This window comes from Flavobacterium sp. 9R (genome assembly GCF_902506345.1).
Taxonomy (GTDB): domain Bacteria; phylum Bacteroidota; class Bacteroidia; order Flavobacteriales; family Flavobacteriaceae; genus Flavobacterium.
Genome location: NZ_LR733413.1, coordinates 3,170,802 through 3,189,845 on the forward strand (window position 1 = coordinate 3,170,802; position 19,044 = coordinate 3,189,845).

Annotated in this window: 12 protein-coding genes; 5 read left to right on the plus strand and 7 right to left on the minus strand. The window is 35.7% G+C overall.

Annotation, left to right across the window (positions count from 1 at the left end; all coding sequences use genetic code 11):
• Window positions 1-56 precede the first annotated feature (56 nt).
• Window positions 57-1,079 carry a Holliday junction branch migration DNA helicase RuvB gene (gene ruvB / locus FLAVO9AF_RS14000; RefSeq protein WP_159690126.1) on the plus strand — a complete coding sequence of 341 codons (1,023 nt, stop codon included), beginning with the start codon at window positions 57-59 and terminating at the stop codon, window positions 1,077-1,079.
• Between the two features lie 2 nt (window positions 1,080-1,081).
• Window positions 1,082-2,005 carry a tRNA epoxyqueuosine(34) reductase QueG gene (gene queG, locus FLAVO9AF_RS14005; protein WP_159690131.1) on the plus strand — a complete coding sequence of 308 codons (924 nt, stop codon included), beginning with the start codon at window positions 1,082-1,084 and terminating at the stop codon, window positions 2,003-2,005.
• Here the strand turns inward: queG and FLAVO9AF_RS14010 are convergent.
• The 7 genes from FLAVO9AF_RS14010 to FLAVO9AF_RS14040 all read right to left on the minus strand — a co-directional run bounded on the left by FLAVO9AF_RS14010 (window position 2,000) and on the right by FLAVO9AF_RS14040 (window position 11,914).
• Window positions 2,000-3,025: a LacI family DNA-binding transcriptional regulator gene (locus tag FLAVO9AF_RS14010; protein WP_159690134.1), complete on the minus strand. Its 1,026-nt coding sequence runs from the start codon at window positions 3,023-3,025 to the stop codon at window positions 2,000-2,002. The two genes, queG and FLAVO9AF_RS14010, sit on opposite strands and share 6 nt — an antisense overlap.
• A gap of 154 nt (window positions 3,026-3,179) precedes the next feature.
• Complete coding sequence (locus tag FLAVO9AF_RS14015; protein ID WP_159690136.1) at window positions 3,180-4,199, minus strand: LacI family DNA-binding transcriptional regulator; 1,020 nt, start codon at window positions 4,197-4,199, stop codon at window positions 3,180-3,182.
• A 125-nt stretch (window positions 4,200-4,324) separates the two neighbouring features.
• On the minus strand, window positions 4,325-6,013 hold the full coding sequence (locus FLAVO9AF_RS14020; protein ID WP_159690139.1) for an alpha-glucosidase: 1,689 nt from the start codon (window positions 6,011-6,013) through the stop codon (window positions 4,325-4,327).
• Between the two features lie 12 nt (window positions 6,014-6,025).
• Window positions 6,026-7,783 carry an alpha-glucosidase gene (locus FLAVO9AF_RS14025; protein WP_159690142.1) on the minus strand — a complete coding sequence of 586 codons (1,758 nt, stop codon included), beginning with the start codon at window positions 7,781-7,783 and terminating at the stop codon, window positions 6,026-6,028.
• Window positions 7,784-8,084: 301 nt separating this feature from the next.
• Window positions 8,085-8,993 carry a carbohydrate kinase family protein gene (locus tag FLAVO9AF_RS14030; protein WP_159690144.1) on the minus strand — a complete coding sequence of 303 codons (909 nt, stop codon included), beginning with the start codon at window positions 8,991-8,993 and terminating at the stop codon, window positions 8,085-8,087.
• Window positions 8,986-10,317, minus strand: a complete 1,332-nt coding sequence (locus FLAVO9AF_RS14035; protein ID WP_159690147.1) for a sugar porter family MFS transporter — start codon at window positions 10,315-10,317, stop codon at window positions 8,986-8,988. The genes FLAVO9AF_RS14030 and FLAVO9AF_RS14035 overlap by 8 nt, the downstream gene beginning before the upstream one ends.
• Window positions 10,310-11,914: a glycoside hydrolase family 32 protein gene (locus FLAVO9AF_RS14040; protein WP_236552327.1), complete on the minus strand. Its 1,605-nt coding sequence runs from the start codon at window positions 11,912-11,914 to the stop codon at window positions 10,310-10,312. Before FLAVO9AF_RS14040 ends, FLAVO9AF_RS14035 begins: the two co-directional genes overlap by 8 nt.
• Before the next feature lie 184 nt (window positions 11,915-12,098).
• On the opposite strand from FLAVO9AF_RS14040, the gene FLAVO9AF_RS14045 reads away from it, so the two are divergent.
• The 3 genes from FLAVO9AF_RS14045 (at window position 12,099) to FLAVO9AF_RS14055 (ending at window position 19,033) form a co-directional block, all read left to right on the plus strand.
• On the plus strand, window positions 12,099-14,105 hold the full coding sequence (locus FLAVO9AF_RS14045; protein WP_159690150.1) for a glycoside hydrolase family 65 protein: 2,007 nt from the start codon (window positions 12,099-12,101) through the stop codon (window positions 14,103-14,105).
• A 408-nt stretch (window positions 14,106-14,513) separates the two neighbouring features.
• Entirely contained in the window at window positions 14,514-17,507 is a 2,994-nt protein-coding gene (locus FLAVO9AF_RS14050; protein WP_236552328.1) for a SusC/RagA family TonB-linked outer membrane protein, read from the plus strand.
• Between the two features lie 11 nt (window positions 17,508-17,518).
• Complete coding sequence (locus FLAVO9AF_RS14055; protein ID WP_159690153.1) at window positions 17,519-19,033, plus strand: RagB/SusD family nutrient uptake outer membrane protein; 1,515 nt, start codon at window positions 17,519-17,521, stop codon at window positions 19,031-19,033.
• Window positions 19,034-19,044: the final 11 nt, after the last annotated feature.

Sequence of the window (19,044 nt, forward strand, 5' to 3'; positions counted from 1 at the left end):
AAGCCTTTCCTTGTGAAAGGCTTTTTTATTGCAATGCCTTTTTTTATCTTTATCCAATGAATGAAAATTTAGACCCAACTAATACCAATTATAATTCGGAAGAACTTGATATTGAAAAAAGATTGAGACCCCTTAGTTTTGATGATTTTTCGGGTCAAGATCAAGTTTTAGAAAATTTAAAAGTATTTGTTGCTGCTGCAAACCAGCGTAATGAAGCTTTAGATCATACCCTTTTTCATGGTCCTCCAGGATTAGGAAAAACTACATTAGCTAATATTTTAGCAAATGAATTGCAAGTTGGAATAAAAATCACCAGTGGTCCCGTACTTGATAAACCTGGTGATTTAGCAGGATTATTGACTAATCTAGAGGAAAGAGATGTTCTTTTTATTGATGAGATTCATCGTTTAAGTCCTATTGTTGAAGAATATTTATATTCTGCAATGGAAGATTTTAAGATTGACATCATGATTGAGTCTGGACCCAATGCTAGAACGGTACAAATTAATTTAAATCCTTTTACTTTAATTGGCGCTACAACGCGTTCGGGTTTACTTACGGCTCCAATGCGAGCTCGTTTTGGTATTTCATCTCGTTTACAATATTATTCGACTGAGTTGCTTACTACTATTGTTGAGCGCAGTTCATCGATATTTAAAATGCCTATTACAATGGAAGCCGCAATTGAAATTGCTGGTAGAAGTAGAGGAACACCACGTATTGCGAATGCTCTCCTGCGTAGAGTTCGTGATTTTGCACAAATTAAAGGTAACGGTACAATTGATATAGAAATAGCTAGATTTGCCCTTAAGGCCCTTAATGTTGATGCACATGGTTTAGATGAAATGGATAACAAGATTCTTACAACCATCATTGATAAATTTAAAGGAGGTCCTGTTGGTTTAACTACTTTGGCAACTGCTGTTTCTGAAAGTAGTGAAACTATTGAAGAGGTATATGAACCTTTCTTAATTCAAGAAGGGTTTATTATGAGAACGCCACGCGGAAGAGAGGTAACTGAAAAAGCATATCAGCATCTGGGTAAAGTTAGAATGAATTTTCAAGGTGGATTGTTTTAGTAATGATTAATAACAAAGAAAAATATACTCAATTTATAAAAGCCGAATCCAAAAGACTCGGCTTTTTGTCTTGCGGTATTTCTAGAGCTGGTTTCCTTGAGAGTGAAGCACCAAGATTGGAAAAGTGGTTGACTAATCAGATGAATGGTCAAATGAGTTATATGGAGAACCATTTTGACAAAAGACTTGACCCTACTTTGTTAGTTGATGGTGCTAAGAGTGTAATATCTTTGTTATTGAACTATTATCCTTCTGAAGTACAAAATCCAGATTCTTATAAGATTTCAAAATACGCTTTTGGGCAAGATTATCATTTTGTAATTAAAGATAAATTAAAAGAGTTATTGTTTTCGATTCAAACTGAAATTGGTGAAGTTTCAGGGCGAGCTTTTGTTGATTCTGCTCCTGTTTTAGATAAAGCATGGGCTGCTAAAAGTGGTTTAGGATGGATAGGAAAAAACAGTAATTTAATCACTCAAAAGGTTGGCTCATTTTACTTTATTGCTGAGTTGATTGTTGACCTTGATTTAGAATATGATAATGCTACAACAGATCATTGCGGTACTTGTACTGCTTGTCTTGATGCTTGTCCAACACAGGCTATTGTTGCGCCTTATGTTGTGGATGGTAGTAAATGTATTTCTTATTTTACGATTGAATTAAAAGATAATATTCCAGGAGAATTCAAAGAAAAATTTGACGATTGGATTTTTGGATGTGATGTTTGTCAAGATGTTTGCCCTTGGAACAGGTTTTCTAAACCCCATAAAGAACCTTTATTCAATTCAAATCCTGAAATGCTCGGATGGTCAAAAAAAGAATGGGAAGAAATCACATCGGAAACTTTTAATGCAATATTTAAAAATTCTCCTCTGAAGCGAACTAAGTGGAATGGGCTAATGAGGAATATTGATAACGCTTTATGATTTTTTACTAGAATCTCTTTCAATAACACTAGTTTCCAAAATAACAGTTTTTGGGGTGAAATCTTGATTTTCTTTGTGTGCATACATTTCTTCCAATAATAAGCGGAAAGCAGCTACCCCCATTTCATGACTGGGTTGATCAATAGTACTTAGTTTTGGGGTCAAAACCTGAGACATGAACCAATTGCTAAAACCAATTACAGCTACTTGTTGTGGTACTTTTACTTGATGATCATTAAAGTAAGACAAAACCCCCACTGCCACCAAATCTGTTACTGCGAAGACACCGTCTACATCAGGATGTTCTTCGATTATTTGTTTTGCAAAGTCTAATCCTTCCTGGAAAGTTACATTTTCACAAGTGTAAACTAAAGTAGGGTCATATGGAATTTGATTCTTATCTAGTGTTTTTTTATAACCTATGTAACGATCTATGGCATTTTGCGGGTTTAAAGGACCACGTATGTGGGCTATTTTTTTGCATCCTTTGTCGATTAGATGTTGGGTAGCGCTCATAGCTGCTTTTTGATCGTCTATCAATACTTTGGAGCAATTGGCCAATTTTGATATTTTGTCAAACATCACAAAAGGAATTTTTCTATTAATAATTTCCTTAATGTGTTCGTCAAAATTAGATTCATTTGATAATGACATTATTATCCCGTCTACACGCTTGTTAATCAAGAGTTCAACTTGTTTTCTTTCAAGTTCAATTGACTCGTTCGATTGAAGAATAATTACCAGATACCCATTTTTCTCAGCTTCATCAATAATTGCATTAATTACATTCGAGAAAAAATGATGCATTACTTCTGGAATTATCAATCCGATAGTTTTGGATTCTTTAGTTCTAAGATTTACAGCAAAACTATTAGGAGTATAATGCAAATCTTTAGCCAAATCCAGCACTGCCTTTTTAGTTTTTTCACTAACATCAGGATAGTTTTTTAAGGCCTTAGAGACAGTAGTTATTGAGATACCTAAGGTATTTGCAATTTCTTTAAGAGTAATTTCTTTCATGTAACGTTTAGTGCTTGGCTTTTAAAAATTTCGTGTATGTTGTTATATATGAAGTAATTAATTCGTTTGAACTCCTATACTAATGTAAAGTATTTTTTGTAATTATTTATGGATTAATTTGACTATTTTAAATTAAACAGCTTATTTATTGGGTTTATGCAGAACCTCTTTCCAAAAGTGAAGTCTGCAATTCGATAGTTTGAAAAGTTATTGGCTGTCTTTCTTTTTTTAATTGAATTTCTTCAAATAAAATTTCAGCTGCTTTTCTGCCAATTTCAAAACCCGGCTGATCTACGGTAGAGAGTTTTGGTGTGGTGATTTCGCTAACAAACGAATTGCAAAATCCAAATACCGCAATTTGTTCAGGAACCGAGATGGCTAAATCTTGCAAGGCTTTTAGCGCACCTACAGCAACCAAATCGGTTACGGTGAAAATGGCATCTAAATCGGGGTGCTCAGCACAAGCTATTTTAGCTGCTGCATAACCGTCTTCAAAATCTGAAAAATTATCACAAACATACACCAATGAGGAGTCGTAAGGAATTCCGTTGTCTTCAAGCGCTTTTTTGTATCCCAAAAAACGATCAATTGCGTTTTGAGGCATATACGATCCTCGAAAATGGGCAATTTTTTTTCGCCCTTTTTTGATTAAATAATCTACCGCCTCATAAGCCGCTTTGCGATCATTAATGCTCACTTTGGAGCAATTGACTAGTTTGGCAATTTTATCGAACAGTACCAATGAAGTATTGTGTGCCAATACCTTTTTGATGTGGTCGAAATCACCAGTTTCATTTGATAATGAGATGATAATTCCATCGACTCTTTTGCTTAGCAACAAATCAATTTGTTTTTTTTCTAGTTCTAATTTTTCGTTCGAGCGCAACACAATTACCAAATAGTCTCTTTTTTCAGCTTCTTCTAAAACCCCTTTGAAAACTTTAGAGAAAAAATGAAAATCAACGGTTGGGATGATAACTCCAATTGTTTTTGATTCACTAGTTCTTAAGTTGACAGCAAAACTATTTGGGGTATAATTTAGCTCTTGGGCCAAATCAATTACAGCTTTCTTGGTTTTTTCACTAATGTCGGTATAATTTTTTAGGGCTTTTGATACCGTAGTAGTGGAAATGCCTAGCTGTGCCGCTATTTGTTTTAGTGTTGCATTATTCATTTGAAAAATTGAATGGTTTGTCTAGCAGAATCAATGCTCTTAAACAAACATACAATTTATTAGTAGAAGATGATTTCTAAAATGTGATTTGTTTTGGTTTTTTTATGGGAAAAATGTTAAAAAAATTATTTAATTGCTATGATTGCTGCTTCATAGGGCAATAGTTTGTTGCTTTCAATGCTTTTTTGATTGTAATTTGAAAGCAATATTTTTGCTCCTACAACAGCAATCGGGATTGAAAAAAGGGCTTCTTGTGATGTAAAGTTCAACAAGACCACTATTTTTCGACCATTTAATTCTCTTAAATAGGCATAAACATTTTCATTTTCTTCGTCTAATAAAGTATAGCTACCATAAATGAGTGTGGGCTCTTTTTTTCGTAATTGTACCAATGTTCTAAAATAATTTAGCGTAGAGTCTACATCATTTTCTTGACTCTCAGCATTGATTGTTGTATGGTTGGGATGCACTTTTAGCCAAGGCTTGCCTTCGGTAAAACCAGCATTGGGTGATGCATTCCACTGAAATGGCGTTCTTGAATTTTCTCTAGAGGCTTGTTTTTGTTCTTCTAAAAAGCCTTCTAAATCGCCATTCTGACTTTTGATAAACTCATATTTGTTGATGGTATCAATATCATTATAATCAGATATGGAATCGAATCGTATATTGACCATTCCAAGTTCATCGCCTTGAAAATAATAGGCAGTACCTCGCATAGTCAACACAAATGTAGTTAGCATTTTGGAACAAATCGTTCTGAATTCACTACTGTCATTGCCAAATTTACTCACCATTCTGGGTTGGTCGTGATTCGCCAAAAATATGGAGAGCCAGCCTTTGGTTTTGAAGGCATCATCCCAGCGTGTGTAGAGTTTTTTGTAATTTACTATGCCGTAGTTCATAACGTGACTGCCAATTTCTACTCCTTCCAAATGATAGGCCATACTTAGCTCTTTTCGGTCAGGGTCTACAAAAAGTAGGGCTTCTTCTGGAGAGCCACCAGCTCCTTCAGATACGGTCATTACATCATAGTGTTGCAATACTTCTCGATGCATTTCTTGAATGTAATCGTGCAAATGTGGTCCTCTCCCGTAATATTTCATAATTTCGGGAATGTTGCCTAAAATATCATTTGGAAGTTCGGGAAATGAAGGGTCTTTTGAAATGAATTGAAAGGCATCCATCCTAAACCCATCGATGCCTTTATCGAGCCAAAAACGCATAATAGCATACAATTCCTCTCGTACTTTTGGATTGTTCCAATTTAAATCGGGTTGTTTTACAGAGAAATAGTGAAGATAATACGCGTCGGTTGTTGCGTCATATTTCCAAGCATTGCTTTCAACGTCAAACCAACTCCAACGGTATGGCGGTGTTCCTTTTTCGGCGGGCCACCAGTAATAATAATCGCGATACGGATTGTCTCTTGATTTTCTACTCTCTTGAAACCAAAGGTGTTCATCGCTACTATGATTGAAGACCAAGTCCAAAATCAGTTTGATTCCTCTTTCTTTTAGTCCTTTTAGGAGGATGTCAAAATCTTCCATAGTTCCGAAATCGGCTAGAATTGAGCGATAGTCACTCACATCATAGCCATTGTCGTCATTTGGCGATTCGAAAATTGGGTTGAGCCAAATGGCATCAATTCCAAGACTTTTAAGATAATCTAATTTTGAAATTATACCTTGTAAATCTCCAATACCATCCCCATTACTGTCCTTAAAACTTCTGGGATAAATTTGATAAATCACGGCTTCTTTCCACCATTTTGTGTCTAATGTTGGCGAAATTATTGTGCTGTTATCGAGACTCATAGAATGTGCTTTTTAATTTACTTTTAAAATTACGGATTCATATGGGCGTAATTCTTTTTGAAAAGGAGTGGGGTAATTGCCAATCCATTGTGTTGTTTTTTGGGCTAATAAAGGTGCGCTAATCGTGGTTGTTTTTGATGTAAAATTCAACAAAACAATGATTTTTTTGCCATTTAATTCTCTTGTATAAGCAAAAACATCAGGATTAGCTGGGTCAATTATTTCTAACTTGCCATACACAAAAATAGGATTCTCTTTTCTGATTTTGGCTAGTTTTTTAGCATAATTCAATATAGAGTTTTTGTCTTTGCTGTTGGCTTCAACATTGACTGTCGTGTAATTTTTATTGATAGTTAGCCAAGGATTTCCAGTGGTGAAACCTGCATTTTTTGTTGCATTCCATTGCATAGGAGTGCGGCTGTTATCGCGACTTAACTCTTGTTGATTGAGTAAATATTCAGCTGCTTTGGCATTGCTAATTTTGATTAATTGATTATAGGTGTTTCGGGTTTGTAGGTCATTATATTCAGCCGCAGTTTTGAATCGGATATTGGTCATTCCGATTTCATCTCCGTTGTAAATATAGGGAGTTGCTCTTTGGGTTAGTAAAAAAGTATAGAGCATTTTGGCGCTTTTTTCTCGAAATTCGGGACTGTCATTTCCGTAGCGACTCACGGCTCGGCTTTGGTCGTGATTGGTAAAATATAAGGTATTCCATCCTTTGGATTCCATTTTTTTATCCCATTTGTTTACGATTTCTTTCATACCTAAAACATTGTTGCGTCCTACTTGGTAAGCGCCCACGTCATAGGCATCTCTTCCCCAAATATTGGCTATCTCGTCGTGATAAAGGGTGTTGATTTCTTTTCGGTCTTCATCTACAAAATCCATTACTTTTTGGAACGGAATAACGCCACCTTCTCCAACAGTATAGACATCTTTGTATTTACTCAAAATCACTTCGTTCATCTCGCGCAAATAGTTATGGAGCTTTGCGTCGGCGCCGTAGTATCGCACAAATTGTTCGTTGGTAAAATCAGCAGGCATAACTGGCCAATTGGTGTCTTTGGCGATGAATGGAAAAGCATCTAAGCGAAAGCCACTCACGCCTTTGTCGAGCCAAAATTTCATAATATCATACATTTCTTGGCGGAGTTGTGGGTTTTCCCAATTCAAATCGGGTTGTTTTCGGCTGAAGTAATGTAAATAATAACTGTTGGTGTTGGGTTCGTAGCGCCAAGCATCAGAGTTTTCGTCAAAAATGCTGAAGCGTTTTGGAGGTGTTCCCTTCTCAGCGGGCCACCAGTGATAATAGTTTCGGTATTTGTTGTCTCTTGATTTTTTGGCTTCGATAAACCATTGATGCTCGTCGCTACTATGATTGACCACCAAGTCCATAATGAGTTTGATATTTCGCTTTTTCATTCCAGCCAGCATTTCGTCAAAATCGGCCATAGTGCCCATTTCTTTCATAATGGCTTTGTAGTCGCTAATGTCATAGCCGTTGTCATCGTTGGGAGAAGCACAAATAGGATTGAGCCAAATGGCATCAATTCCAAGGCTTTGTAGATAGTCTAGTCTTTGTGTGATTCCTTTTAAATCGCCTACACCATCGCCGTTGCTGTCTTGAAAACTACGAGGGTAGAGTTGGTAGATAATGGCTTCTTTCCACCATTTTTTGTCGATAGGAGTTTCTTTTTTTTGGGCATTGGTTGTGTTTGTATAGCCTATTAGAAGAAGCACTAAGAGTAGTGAAGTACTGGTTTTCATATATGTAAAAATAATTTGTTAGCGGTCATATATGGAATCGCCTTATAGTTATCGGTGTTTGTTTGCAACAAACTTTTTGTTAATGGCGATTTCATAAGTGTAATTTATATTTTGAGAGTTAAACTTAACAGGGACTGTATTTTTAGAAGTTGTTTGCAAGAAAGCAAGTTGTGGCTCTCTAGCCCCGACAGCAGCGGCATCCTTTGCCTTTTTTCTTTAAAAGGGAAAGATATAGCGGATGGCGGGACGATGCTGGCAAAAAATGCCTTTGTTTGCTGCTTCTACTGCTCATTCTATTTCATTAACTTGTTGTGGGATGCATAAAATCATCGATTTCTTTTCGGGTTATTTTGGGGTTGGCTCCTTCTTGTGAAGCGACAAGGGCTCCTAAAGCACAGGCAAAATTTAGTGCTGTTTGAGGATTGTTTTCGGTGATTAAAACGCTAAGCAAGCCAGCCAAAAAGGAGTCTCCAGCTCCTACTGTATCGGCTACTGTGACTTGGTATCCGCTGTTGTAATACAGTTGATTATTGGTAAATAGAACGGCTCCGTGGCTGCCTTTGGTCACACAAATATTGTTGGTGTTGGTTTTTTCGGCAATGAAGTGAATGTTTTGTTCTAACGAATGATAGGGAGAGTTCAAGAAATTGGCTATTTCGTATAGTTCGTCATCATTGAATTTGATGCAATCGGCTTCGAGCATTAATTCTAGAAGTAACTCTTTGTTGTAGAAAGGAGCTCGGAGATTGACGTCAAACACTTTGAATTTTGATAAAGCGATATAATTAAGAAGGCTTTGATGAGCAATGGCGTCACGACAGGCCAAACTGCCAAAAACAAGCACATCAGCTCCAATTACTGCGGTTTCTCCTTCTTGCGTATACTTGATTTTGTCCCAAGCTGCGGGATAATTGATGGTGTAGGTGGCAGAACCTTTTTCGTTTAGGTGAACTAAAACTTCGCCTGTTGGGTGTGCGCCGTTGATTTGGATGGTTTTGGTTGAAATGCCTGTTGGCATAAGGTAGTCAATTACTTCTTGTCCATTTGAATCGGCTCCTATGCAACTAATGATTTGCGTATTGATGCCTAATGACGCTAATCTAAGAGCAACATTTAAGGGCGCTCCTCCAATTTTTTTGTGCGTTGGAAAGATATCGAATAAGATTTCTCCAAAGCTAACTATGGATTTGGTGTTGGGTTGATTAATCATAAGCTTTCATTTTAGATTCAATTTCTTCAAGCGATAATCCTTTGGTTTCTGGCATCATAAAGAGTACAAAAACAAGTTGCAAGAGCATCATAAAGGCGAAAAAAGCAAAAATTGGCCAAGGATTTTCTTTGTAAATATCGATAACAATAGGGCCAACTAAAGTGATTAAAGCCGCAAAAATCCAGTGAATTCCTGTGCCAAAAGCTTGCCCATTTGCCCGAACGGTATTGGGGAAGATTTCGGAAATGAAAACCCAGATTACGGCTCCTTGTCCAATGGCGTGAGATGCAATAAATAACATAATCGAAAGCAATAAAACTACTGAGCCTAGTTGTGAATAGAAAGCAAAAGCAACCATAGTTAAGCTTATAATGTATCCCAACGAGCCAATTAACATAAGTTGTTTTCGACCTAAAACATCTATTAAACGCATTCCGATTAGGGTGAAAACCAAATTGGTTACGCCAATCAAAATGGAATTAAACAACGATTCTTTGGCTCCTAATCCTGCCATTTCGAGAATTTCTGGGGCATAATACAATATGAAATTGATGCCTGATAATTGATTGAAAAAAGCCAACAGAAAAGCCAGAAGAATAGGAAATTTATACTTTTTAGAAAAGAAGGAATCTGAAGTTGCAGTCGTTGTTACGTCTTTTTTGATTTCATTAAAACTTTCTTTGGCCTGAGCTGGAGCATAAATCATTTCTAAAACTGCTAGACCCGCTTGGTCATCTTTTTTATTCAGAATAAGCCATCTAGGGCTTTCAGGAATTCTAATGACAATGACACTGTAAATCAATGCTGGTAAGGCGACAATGCCAATCATCCAGCGCCAATCGTTTTCACCGCCAAAACCTTCGAAAAAATAGTTTGAAAAAAAGGCAATCAGTATTCCGAATACGATGTTAAACTGAAATAATGTTCCCAATTTTCCTCGATTTTCTGGACTTGAGATTTCCGATATATAGATTGGAGCGGCTACCGAAGAGGCGCCAACCCCAATTCCGCCAATGAATCTAAAGAAAGAAAAAACATAAGGATTGGGAGCCAATGCCGAGCCTAGTGCCGAAACCAAAAATAAGATACCTATCCAAAGCAGTGTTTTTTTTCTGCCCCATTTATCACAAGGATAGCCACCCAAAAGGGCACCTAATACCGTTCCCCAAAGGGCCATTGACATAATGAAAACACCGTGAAACAAAGGAGTGGTGTGCCATAGTTCTTTTATAGGTAAATTGGCTCCAGAGATAACTACTGTATCAAAACCAAATAAAAATCCAGCTACTGCAACAGTAAGTGACCAGTTTCTAACATTATTCATTATTTGCTATTTTTTTAGGCCAAATACTGCTAATGCTACTAATGGTAAAATCATTCAGTTCTTGGTCTTCGGTTGATAAAATACTTAATTGGGTGTAGGGTTTTTGAGGGAAAATTTGCTCAGTGAAACTATATAATCCATCGTTCAAGAAAAGCTCTATAGAGGACCAATCTAGAATGATTTGAAAGTCGATTTGATTAGCAATAAGTGCCAAAACGTTAGATTTATGGATGTCTTTCCCAAAGTTTTTTTCAAAGGCAACTTTTCCAGATTTTCGGCGGTCAATGCTAAACGTTTTCGATTGGGAATTATAATGGAGCACTAAAGAATCTTTTAAGTCATTGGAAAAAACCAATTGTAAGTCTTTGTTAGCTGCATTGAATCGGATTTCGGATTGGTTAAAAGCATCATACTTGAAAATAGTTTTTTGATTGGCTTTTAAGGGGATTTTATTAGAGGTAAAGGCTGGTTTTTGTAGCTTTTTAAAAGCTGCAATAGGTTTGTTTTTCAGGATAAACTCTCCGTTTATTTTTGTTAATTCTAGTGTTCTTGGCAGTGTCATAGCGCTTCTCCAATTTTTGGTAGGAGTATTTCTGGCATATAACCAATTACTCATCCATCCTATGAATATTCTTTGGTTATTGGGAGCATCATTATAGGTAACTCCAGCATAATTATCAGTGCCAAAGTCAATCCACTTAGGTTCTTTTTGAGTGCTAGTAAATGTTTTTCCATCAAAATTCCCCACAAAATATTGAGTTCCCGAACCTCCATTTGGAGCACCAGGATTGATACTTATAATTAAAACCCATTTTTCTTCTTCGTTACCATTTACTTTTAATTTAAAGATGTCAGGGCATTCCCAAACACCACCGTGGGCGCCATACTGTTTTCCAAATTCACTTTCTTTAGTCCAATCTATAAGGTTTTTTGATGTGTAAAATTCTGCGTGGTCTCCAGCAACAAGTACCATATTCCAGATGTTGGTTTCTGGATTCCAAAATACTTTCGGGTCTCTAAAATCTTTTTTATTGGTGTTACTAATGATGGGATTTCGCTCGTATTTTTTCCAAGTTTCTCCTTCATCAAGGCTGTAAGCGATACCCTGTGATTGTGTGTTTATTTTGCCTGCTTTTTCAAAAGCCATATTATGATAAGTGAAGATGGCAACCATTGGCGGATGTTCTTTGGTTCCCAATCCTGAAGTATTGTTGTAATCAATTACGGCACTTCCTGAGAAAATTAATCCCAGCTCATCAGGAAATAAGGCTATTTTCTTGTGTTGCCAATGTATCAAATCAGTACTTGTTGCGTGTCCCCAATGCATTGGTCCCCAAACAATATCTTCTGGATAGTACTGGTAAAACAAATGATAGACTCCTTTATAAAATACCATTCCATTTGGGTCATTCATCCATTTTTTTTGGGGTGTAAAATGAAATTGTGGTCGATATGGTTCTTTAAAAAGTTGGTCAGGATTTGAAGTGAGGGGAACAGTAGTAGGTATCGAAAATTCATTGTCTTTTACTTTCTCACACCCCATATTCAATAGGCAAAGGAAAATAGGTATTAAATAAGTCTTTGGGAGTACTTTCATCTTTTTTAGTTTAACCATCCCATAAAAATAGAATTCCTTTTTTAAATTATGGAAGGCTAAAAAATCGAAAACGATTTCGATTTTTTCGAAAACGATTTCGATTCTGAATTGAGTGACTTAGTGGTGAAATCCATTTTTTTAAATGTAAATACTTTAAATTTGAAATTATTTTAACATTAAAAATATGAAATCAACAATCATTAAGATTGCCGCTATTTTTCTTTTTAGTCCATTTTCTCAGGCTCAGACCCAATCCGACGAATGGAATTTGGTAGCGAATTCTCGAGACAATTATTATGGTGTGGCTATGGCCAATGGACAGATTGGGATTGTTACGGATGCGACTCCACTCAAAACCAAAGAAATCATTCTCAATGGGGTTTATGATGGTAGTCCAGAAAACGGTATCAGTAGAATTGTGCGTGGGATAGAGTTTTTGAACCTGAGATTAGTAATCAATGGGGAAGAAGTGACGGCTTCGAATATAGATAAATGGCAACAAGTAGTTGCTATGAAAGAAGGAACAAGCACGACTTCGTTCCGATTTAAAGATGTAGCTGCTATTGAGTATGCTATTTTGGCGAATAGAGCCTTGCCTTTTTCTGCGATGGCTATTGTGAAAATCACACCTTTGAAAGATATTGAAGTGACTGCGGCCAATTATATGACAGTTCCCGAAGAATTAAAACAAGCCAAAAGACAATTTAGGGTGTTGAAAGACAATCAATATCTAATGCCTGTTTTTGGAACTACTGCACAAACTTTGACGGGTAAATATAAAGTGGCGGCATCAACCACTTTTCTGTTTGATGGGACAAGTGAAACATTAGAACCAAAAGGCGATGAAGTAGGTTTTACAAAAAAACTGAACAAGGGAATAGCCTATCGGTTTGCAATAGCTGGAGGGATTTGTACTTCAAAAGATGTTACGGACCCTTTAAATGAATCCGAAAGACAACCTATTTATGCTTTGCAAGAAGGGATTGATAAATTGTTGTTCAAACACAAAAAAGCTTGGGCCGATTTATGGAAGTCGGGAGATATTCAAATAGAAGGAGATTTAGATGCACAACAACGAGTACGTTTTGCATTGTATAATTTGTATTCCTTTATTCGTCCAGATTCAAGACAAAGCATAGCGCCAATGGGCTTGTCTTCTCAGGGGTACAATGGTCATATATTTTGGGATACGGAGCTTTGGATGTTTCCAACTTTGTTAGTCTTACAACCAGAATTAGCAAAATCGTGTTTGGATTATCGTTCTGACCGTTTGGCAAAAGCAAAGCAAAAAGCAAGTATTTATGGTTATCAAGGAGCGATGTTTCCTTGGGAATCTGATGATACAGGAGAAGAAGCTACGCCGACTTGGGCATTAACTGGAATTTTTGAACAACACATTACGGCAGATGTGTCTATTGCTTTTTGGAATTATTTTGCAATGACACAAAATCAATCTTGGTTAAGAAATGAATGGGAGGTTTTGAAACAAACGGCCAATTTTTGGGTCAGTAGAGCAGTAGAAAATGCAGATGGAAGCTATTCCATTCATAATGTGGTCGGTGCAGACGAATATGCTCAGCACGTGGATGATAATGCTTTTACGAATGCTTCGGCCATAGAAAGTTTGAAGAATACGATTAAAGCGGCAAAGATTTTAAACGAAAAAGTGAATGAAGAATGGATTAAGGTTTCTGAAAAATTAGTCATTAATAAAGAAAATGGAATCACACAAAACTACAAAGGATACAAAGGGCAAATGATAAAACAAGCGGATGTAAACTTGTTGGCTTATCCTTTGCACATAATTACGGATAAAAATCAAATCAAGAAGGATTTAGAATATTATGCTGATAAAATTGACAAGAAAGATGGTCCTGCAATGGCTTCTGGAGTTTTATCGGTTTTGTATGCTCGATTGGGAGATAGAGATAAGGCGTATGAATATTTTGTAAAATCGTATTTGCCCAATAGTCGCCCACCATTTGGAGTATTTTCTGAATCAGCCAATAGCAATAATCCTTATTTCGCTACAGGAGCTGGGGCAATGCTGCAAGCGGTAATTTATGGTTTTGGCGGGGTTGAGCAAACGGATAAGGGATTGCAATTTAATAAAGGGATTTTACCCAAAAAATGGAAATCTTTGAAAATTATTGGTATTGGAACCGATGAAAGAACAATTACCGTAAATTAATTCGTTTGTGTTGCGATTGATGCTTTTTTTAATTTTTAATTAATTGATTTTCTGACATTAAATTTTTGTCGTTAGGATTTTGTTATGAAAAATACATTTTTATTGAATAATTAGCAGTCAAAATCTATGAATGGAATGTTTAACTGAATAATCGATAAGCGATTTTGTTTAGAAAAGCCGAAAAAAAGCATTATATGTTTTTTTTATCGGTTTTTTTTATGGTTTATTTAAAATAAATATTAAAATTTTGAAGTATCTATTTTAAAATCGAAAACGTTTTCGGTCTATCGAAAACGTTATAGTTGTACTTTTTCTTAAATTTTTCATAAAACATTGCTTAAGTTTGATTTGTATAAAAAAAGCAATAACCAAATTTTTAAAAATTATTAACTAACTTATTTATTACGTATGAAAAATAGTCTACTAAAAGGCTTGATGGTATTTCTAACGGTTCTTTGCACTGGGATGACCTATGCACAAGAGATTACCGGGAAAGTATCAGATGCTAGTGGTCCTCTTCCTGGGGCCAATGTATTGGTAAAAGGAACTAGTAATTCTGTTCAGACAGATTTTGATGGAAGATTTACGCTGAGAAACGTCAGCTCAGACGCAATCTTGGTATTTAGCTACATTGGTTTAAAAACACAAGAAGTTAGTGCTTCAGGTAAAAGTGTAATCAATGTTACTCTAAAAGATGATTCTGCAGAATTGAAAGAAGTAATCGTGGTAGGTTATGGTACTGTGAAAAAGAAAGATGCTACAGGAGCTGTGGATCAATTAAGTTCTAAAGATTTTGATAATGTTTCAGCAACCAATCCAGCAGAATTGCTAAGAGGTAAGGTTTCGGGTGTTCAAATCACTCAATCTAGTGGAGAACCAGGGGCCGGTGTTTCGATTAGAATACGTGGTAATTCATCAATTCGTTCTGGAAATAATCCTTTAATTGTAATTGATGGTGTACCATTGGATGGTGGAAATATGTCCTCTGAGGGTGGTGAAATAACGGATATTGGTTCCTCTTCCGCAAGGAATCCTTTAAATTTCATCAATCAAAATGATATTGAAAGTATGTCGGTTTTGAAAGACGCTTCTTCAACTGCAATTTATGGTGCAAGAGGAGCAAATGGTGTTATTGTAATTACTACAAAAAAAGGAAAATCAAATTTACCTCAGTTAACTTATAACGCCTCTGTACAATTTAGTAAAATGTCAGGAGATTTCAAGTTGTTAACTCCAAGTGAGTATGCAAAGGCAGTGCCCGGGCAAGACAAAGGAGGTCGAGATTATAATTGGGAAGATGCAATTATGCAATCTGGATTAACAACAAACCATGATTTATCAATCAGTAAGGCTTCAGAAAATTCCAATACTCGTTTGTCTATTGGAGCTACTTCAACAGATGGTATTGTTAAAAATACTGGTATAGCTAAATACACTATCGGTTTTAATAATTCGAATGATTTTTTTGGTGGTGTTTTAAAAGTTGATACTCATTTATTGTATGCAGGAATTAAAGACAGAACAACATTGATAACTAATAATGCTGGATATATAGGTAACTTAATTGGATCTGCTTTGTATTGGAATCCAACTTTACCTATTTACAAACCAGATGGCTCTTATACTTTTGTTGGGGATGATTATTTAAATCCTGTTCAATTGTTAAATTCTTATAAAGATTATACAAATACTCAAAAGTTAGTTGCTAATATCACTACTACGATTAAGTTAACAGATTATTTAAAATACAATTTTGTGTTTGGAGTAGAAGCTTCAAATTCTGCTAGAAAAAGACAAGTATTACCAACGATCAATATTAGAAGTACTGCTCTAAGAGCAATAGATGACGTGAATGGAGGTGTTGAAAAATTTGGTTATGCGAATATTGCCAATTTAAATAAGTTTAATAAAACATTTGAACACAATATTACTTTTGATAAAGACTTAGGTGATAATTTTCATTTAAACACTATTTTAGGTTATTCATATTACGACTATAATTTTGAAGGGAATACTTCTTCAGGTGTAGGTTATAATATAGCTCAGACTAACTTGATTGATAATATAGAAGGTGGAATTGTTACTAAATTTCAAGCAAATTCTGCAAGAAATAGAGTCGAGTTACAGTCTTACTTTGCAAGAGCTGAAGCGGCTTTATATAAAAAATTGATTCTTACTGGAACAATTAGAAGGGATGGGTCTTCTAAATTAGGTGAGAACAATAAATATGATGTGTTTTATGCTTTAGGAGCAGCCTACAAGATAATTGAGCAAAACGAAGGTTTGTTAAATGATATAAAAATTAGAGGAAGTATAGGAAGGACTGGTAATCAAGAGTTTGCTGCGAATTCAGCTCTAAACAAAAGTTCCTACGGTCCAGGAGGTTCAGATAATGGTCCAGAAGGTGTGAATGCAAATCCAAATTTGAAATGGGAGACTACAAAATCTTATGGAGCGGGTATTGATTTTGAGCTATTTAATAATAGATTAACAGGTTCTTTTGATTACTTCCAAAGAGATACTAAAGATTTGATTTTTCCTTTGAGACCTGCTGCTACACAACCGGGTCCAAATTCAAATAAATTTGAGAATCTTAAAGGGAATTTAATCAATAAAGGGTTTGAGGTTGGTTTAAGTTATAAAGTAATTGATACAGACAATATTCAGTGGAATATAGCTGCAAACGCTTCATTCTTAAGTAATGAATTGAAAAACTTCCCAGTTGATGTAAATGCTGGAGGAATAAATGGTCAAGGTCTTACAGGTGCTTATGCACAAGTTATAAAAAGTGGATATCCTATTTACACATATTTTATGTATGAATTTAAAGGATATGATGCATCTGGAAATTCAATTTATACAGATGCTGATGGTAATGATTCAGGTTTGGGGCTTGCTACAAGAAAGTATCTTGATAAACAGCCATTACCAAAAATCAATCTAGGTTTTTCTACTAATTTTGCATATAAAAACTTTGATGTTACAGCTTCTTTTTATGGGGCTTTTGGTCACTATATTTATAATAATACAGCTAATGCCTATTTCTTTAAAGGAGCATTATTAGGAGGAAGAAACACAGTGCCAGAAGTGGCAAGCTCACCTCAAGCACAAGGAGATCCAAATTCACCTTCAACAAAATATTTAGAGAAAGGGGATTTCTTGAGATTAGGAAATTTAACATTAGGGTATACCTTTAAGGGTGCTGGTTTAGAACGTTTTAAAATAAAATCGGCAAGATTTTATGTAAATGCAGATAACTTATTTGTAATAACTTCTTATTCTGGTTTTGATCCTGAAGTTGATACCGATAAAACTTTGGGAGGGGTGCCTTCTGCAGGGATGGATTATTTGTCATATCCAAGAGCAAAAAGCGTAGCTATTGGTCTTAACGTAACATTTTAATACAAGAAACAATGAAAAGAAATAATATAATTAAGTGTGTTTTATTCTCGAGTACTATACTTTTTGGTGTAAGTTGTACTAATTTGGATGAAGAAATATTGGATGGATATAACTCAGATTCAAATTCTGGTGGTGCCGTTAATACAACGGCATTATTACAGTCCGCTACAGAAGATTTAAGAAACTTTCAAGATATGGGTCAGATGTTTACCATGGACGAAATGTCAACGGATGCTTTGGTCGGGCCAACTCGTGGAGGTGACTGGGATGATAATGCAAAATGGAGACAATTTCATGTGCACACTTGGGGACCTGATAATCCTGAAATTATAGTTGCTTGGAATAATTTGTTATCAAGTGTGTACAAATGTAACCAAGTAATTTTTAATAGCACTAATCCAACTCAGTTGGCTAATGCAAGATTTTTGAGAGCTTTCAATTATTTTAAATTGATAGATTATTTCGGACAGGTTCCTTATAGAGAAAAAGGGAGTGATCCTCAGGCAAACGCAAAAGTTTGGACTCGCTCTGAAGCAACAGACTTTGTTATAGCTGAATTGGAAGCTATAGTTGGAAGTTTGCCAAACCGTGTTGCTGGAGACCCGAGCATTATCAACAAAGATGCAGCAAATTTTTTACTGGCGAAATTATACTTAAATAAAGGGGTGTTTAAAGCAGCTGATCCAAGCGCTGCTATTGTTTTTGATGCAGCCGACATGAACAAAGTTGTTAGTTATGTAAATGCTATCAATAGTTCTTTGTCTACAAATTATTGGGATAATTTTTCTCCTAGTAACAATACTTCTCCAGAACTTTTATTAACATCAAAGAATGTTTTAGGAACTACCGGGAATATACAATCTCGTTGGAGAATGGGAATGCATTATAATCAAACTCCAGGAGGTTGGAATGGTTTTGCAACGGTAGCAGAATATTATAATCGTTTCTCGGCAACGGATGCTAGAAGAAATTACAGTACAACTGAAATTATAGAAAAATTTGGTAACCCAATAGGATTTCAAATTGGTCAGATGTATGCTCCAGGTGGAGTTACCCCTCTAAAGGATAGAAATGGGAATCCATTAGTTTACACAGCTGCTCTAACAATGATTACAGGTGGTGCAACTTTGGAAACAGCAGGTATTCGAACACAAAAGTACCAGCCAGATCCAAAGAATTTAGATAATCCTGAAAATGATTATGTACTTATGAGGTATTCTGATGCCTTATTGATGAAAGCTGAGGCTATTAAAAGAGGTGCTACAGGTGATGCGGATGCTATAATGTCTCAAATTGCTACTAGAGCAGGTATTCCAGCTGTATCAGCAACTTTAGATAATATTTATTTAGAAAGGGGAAGAGAATTATGGTTTGAAGGATGGAGAAGAAATGATATGATTCGTTTTGGAAAATTTTTGTCTGCAAGAGAACTTAAGCCAACTGAATCTAATTCAAAATATTTGCTTTATCCTATACCTGCAGATGCTTTGTTTAATGTGAATCTTAAGCAAAACCCTGGTTATTAATACTTTTTGGT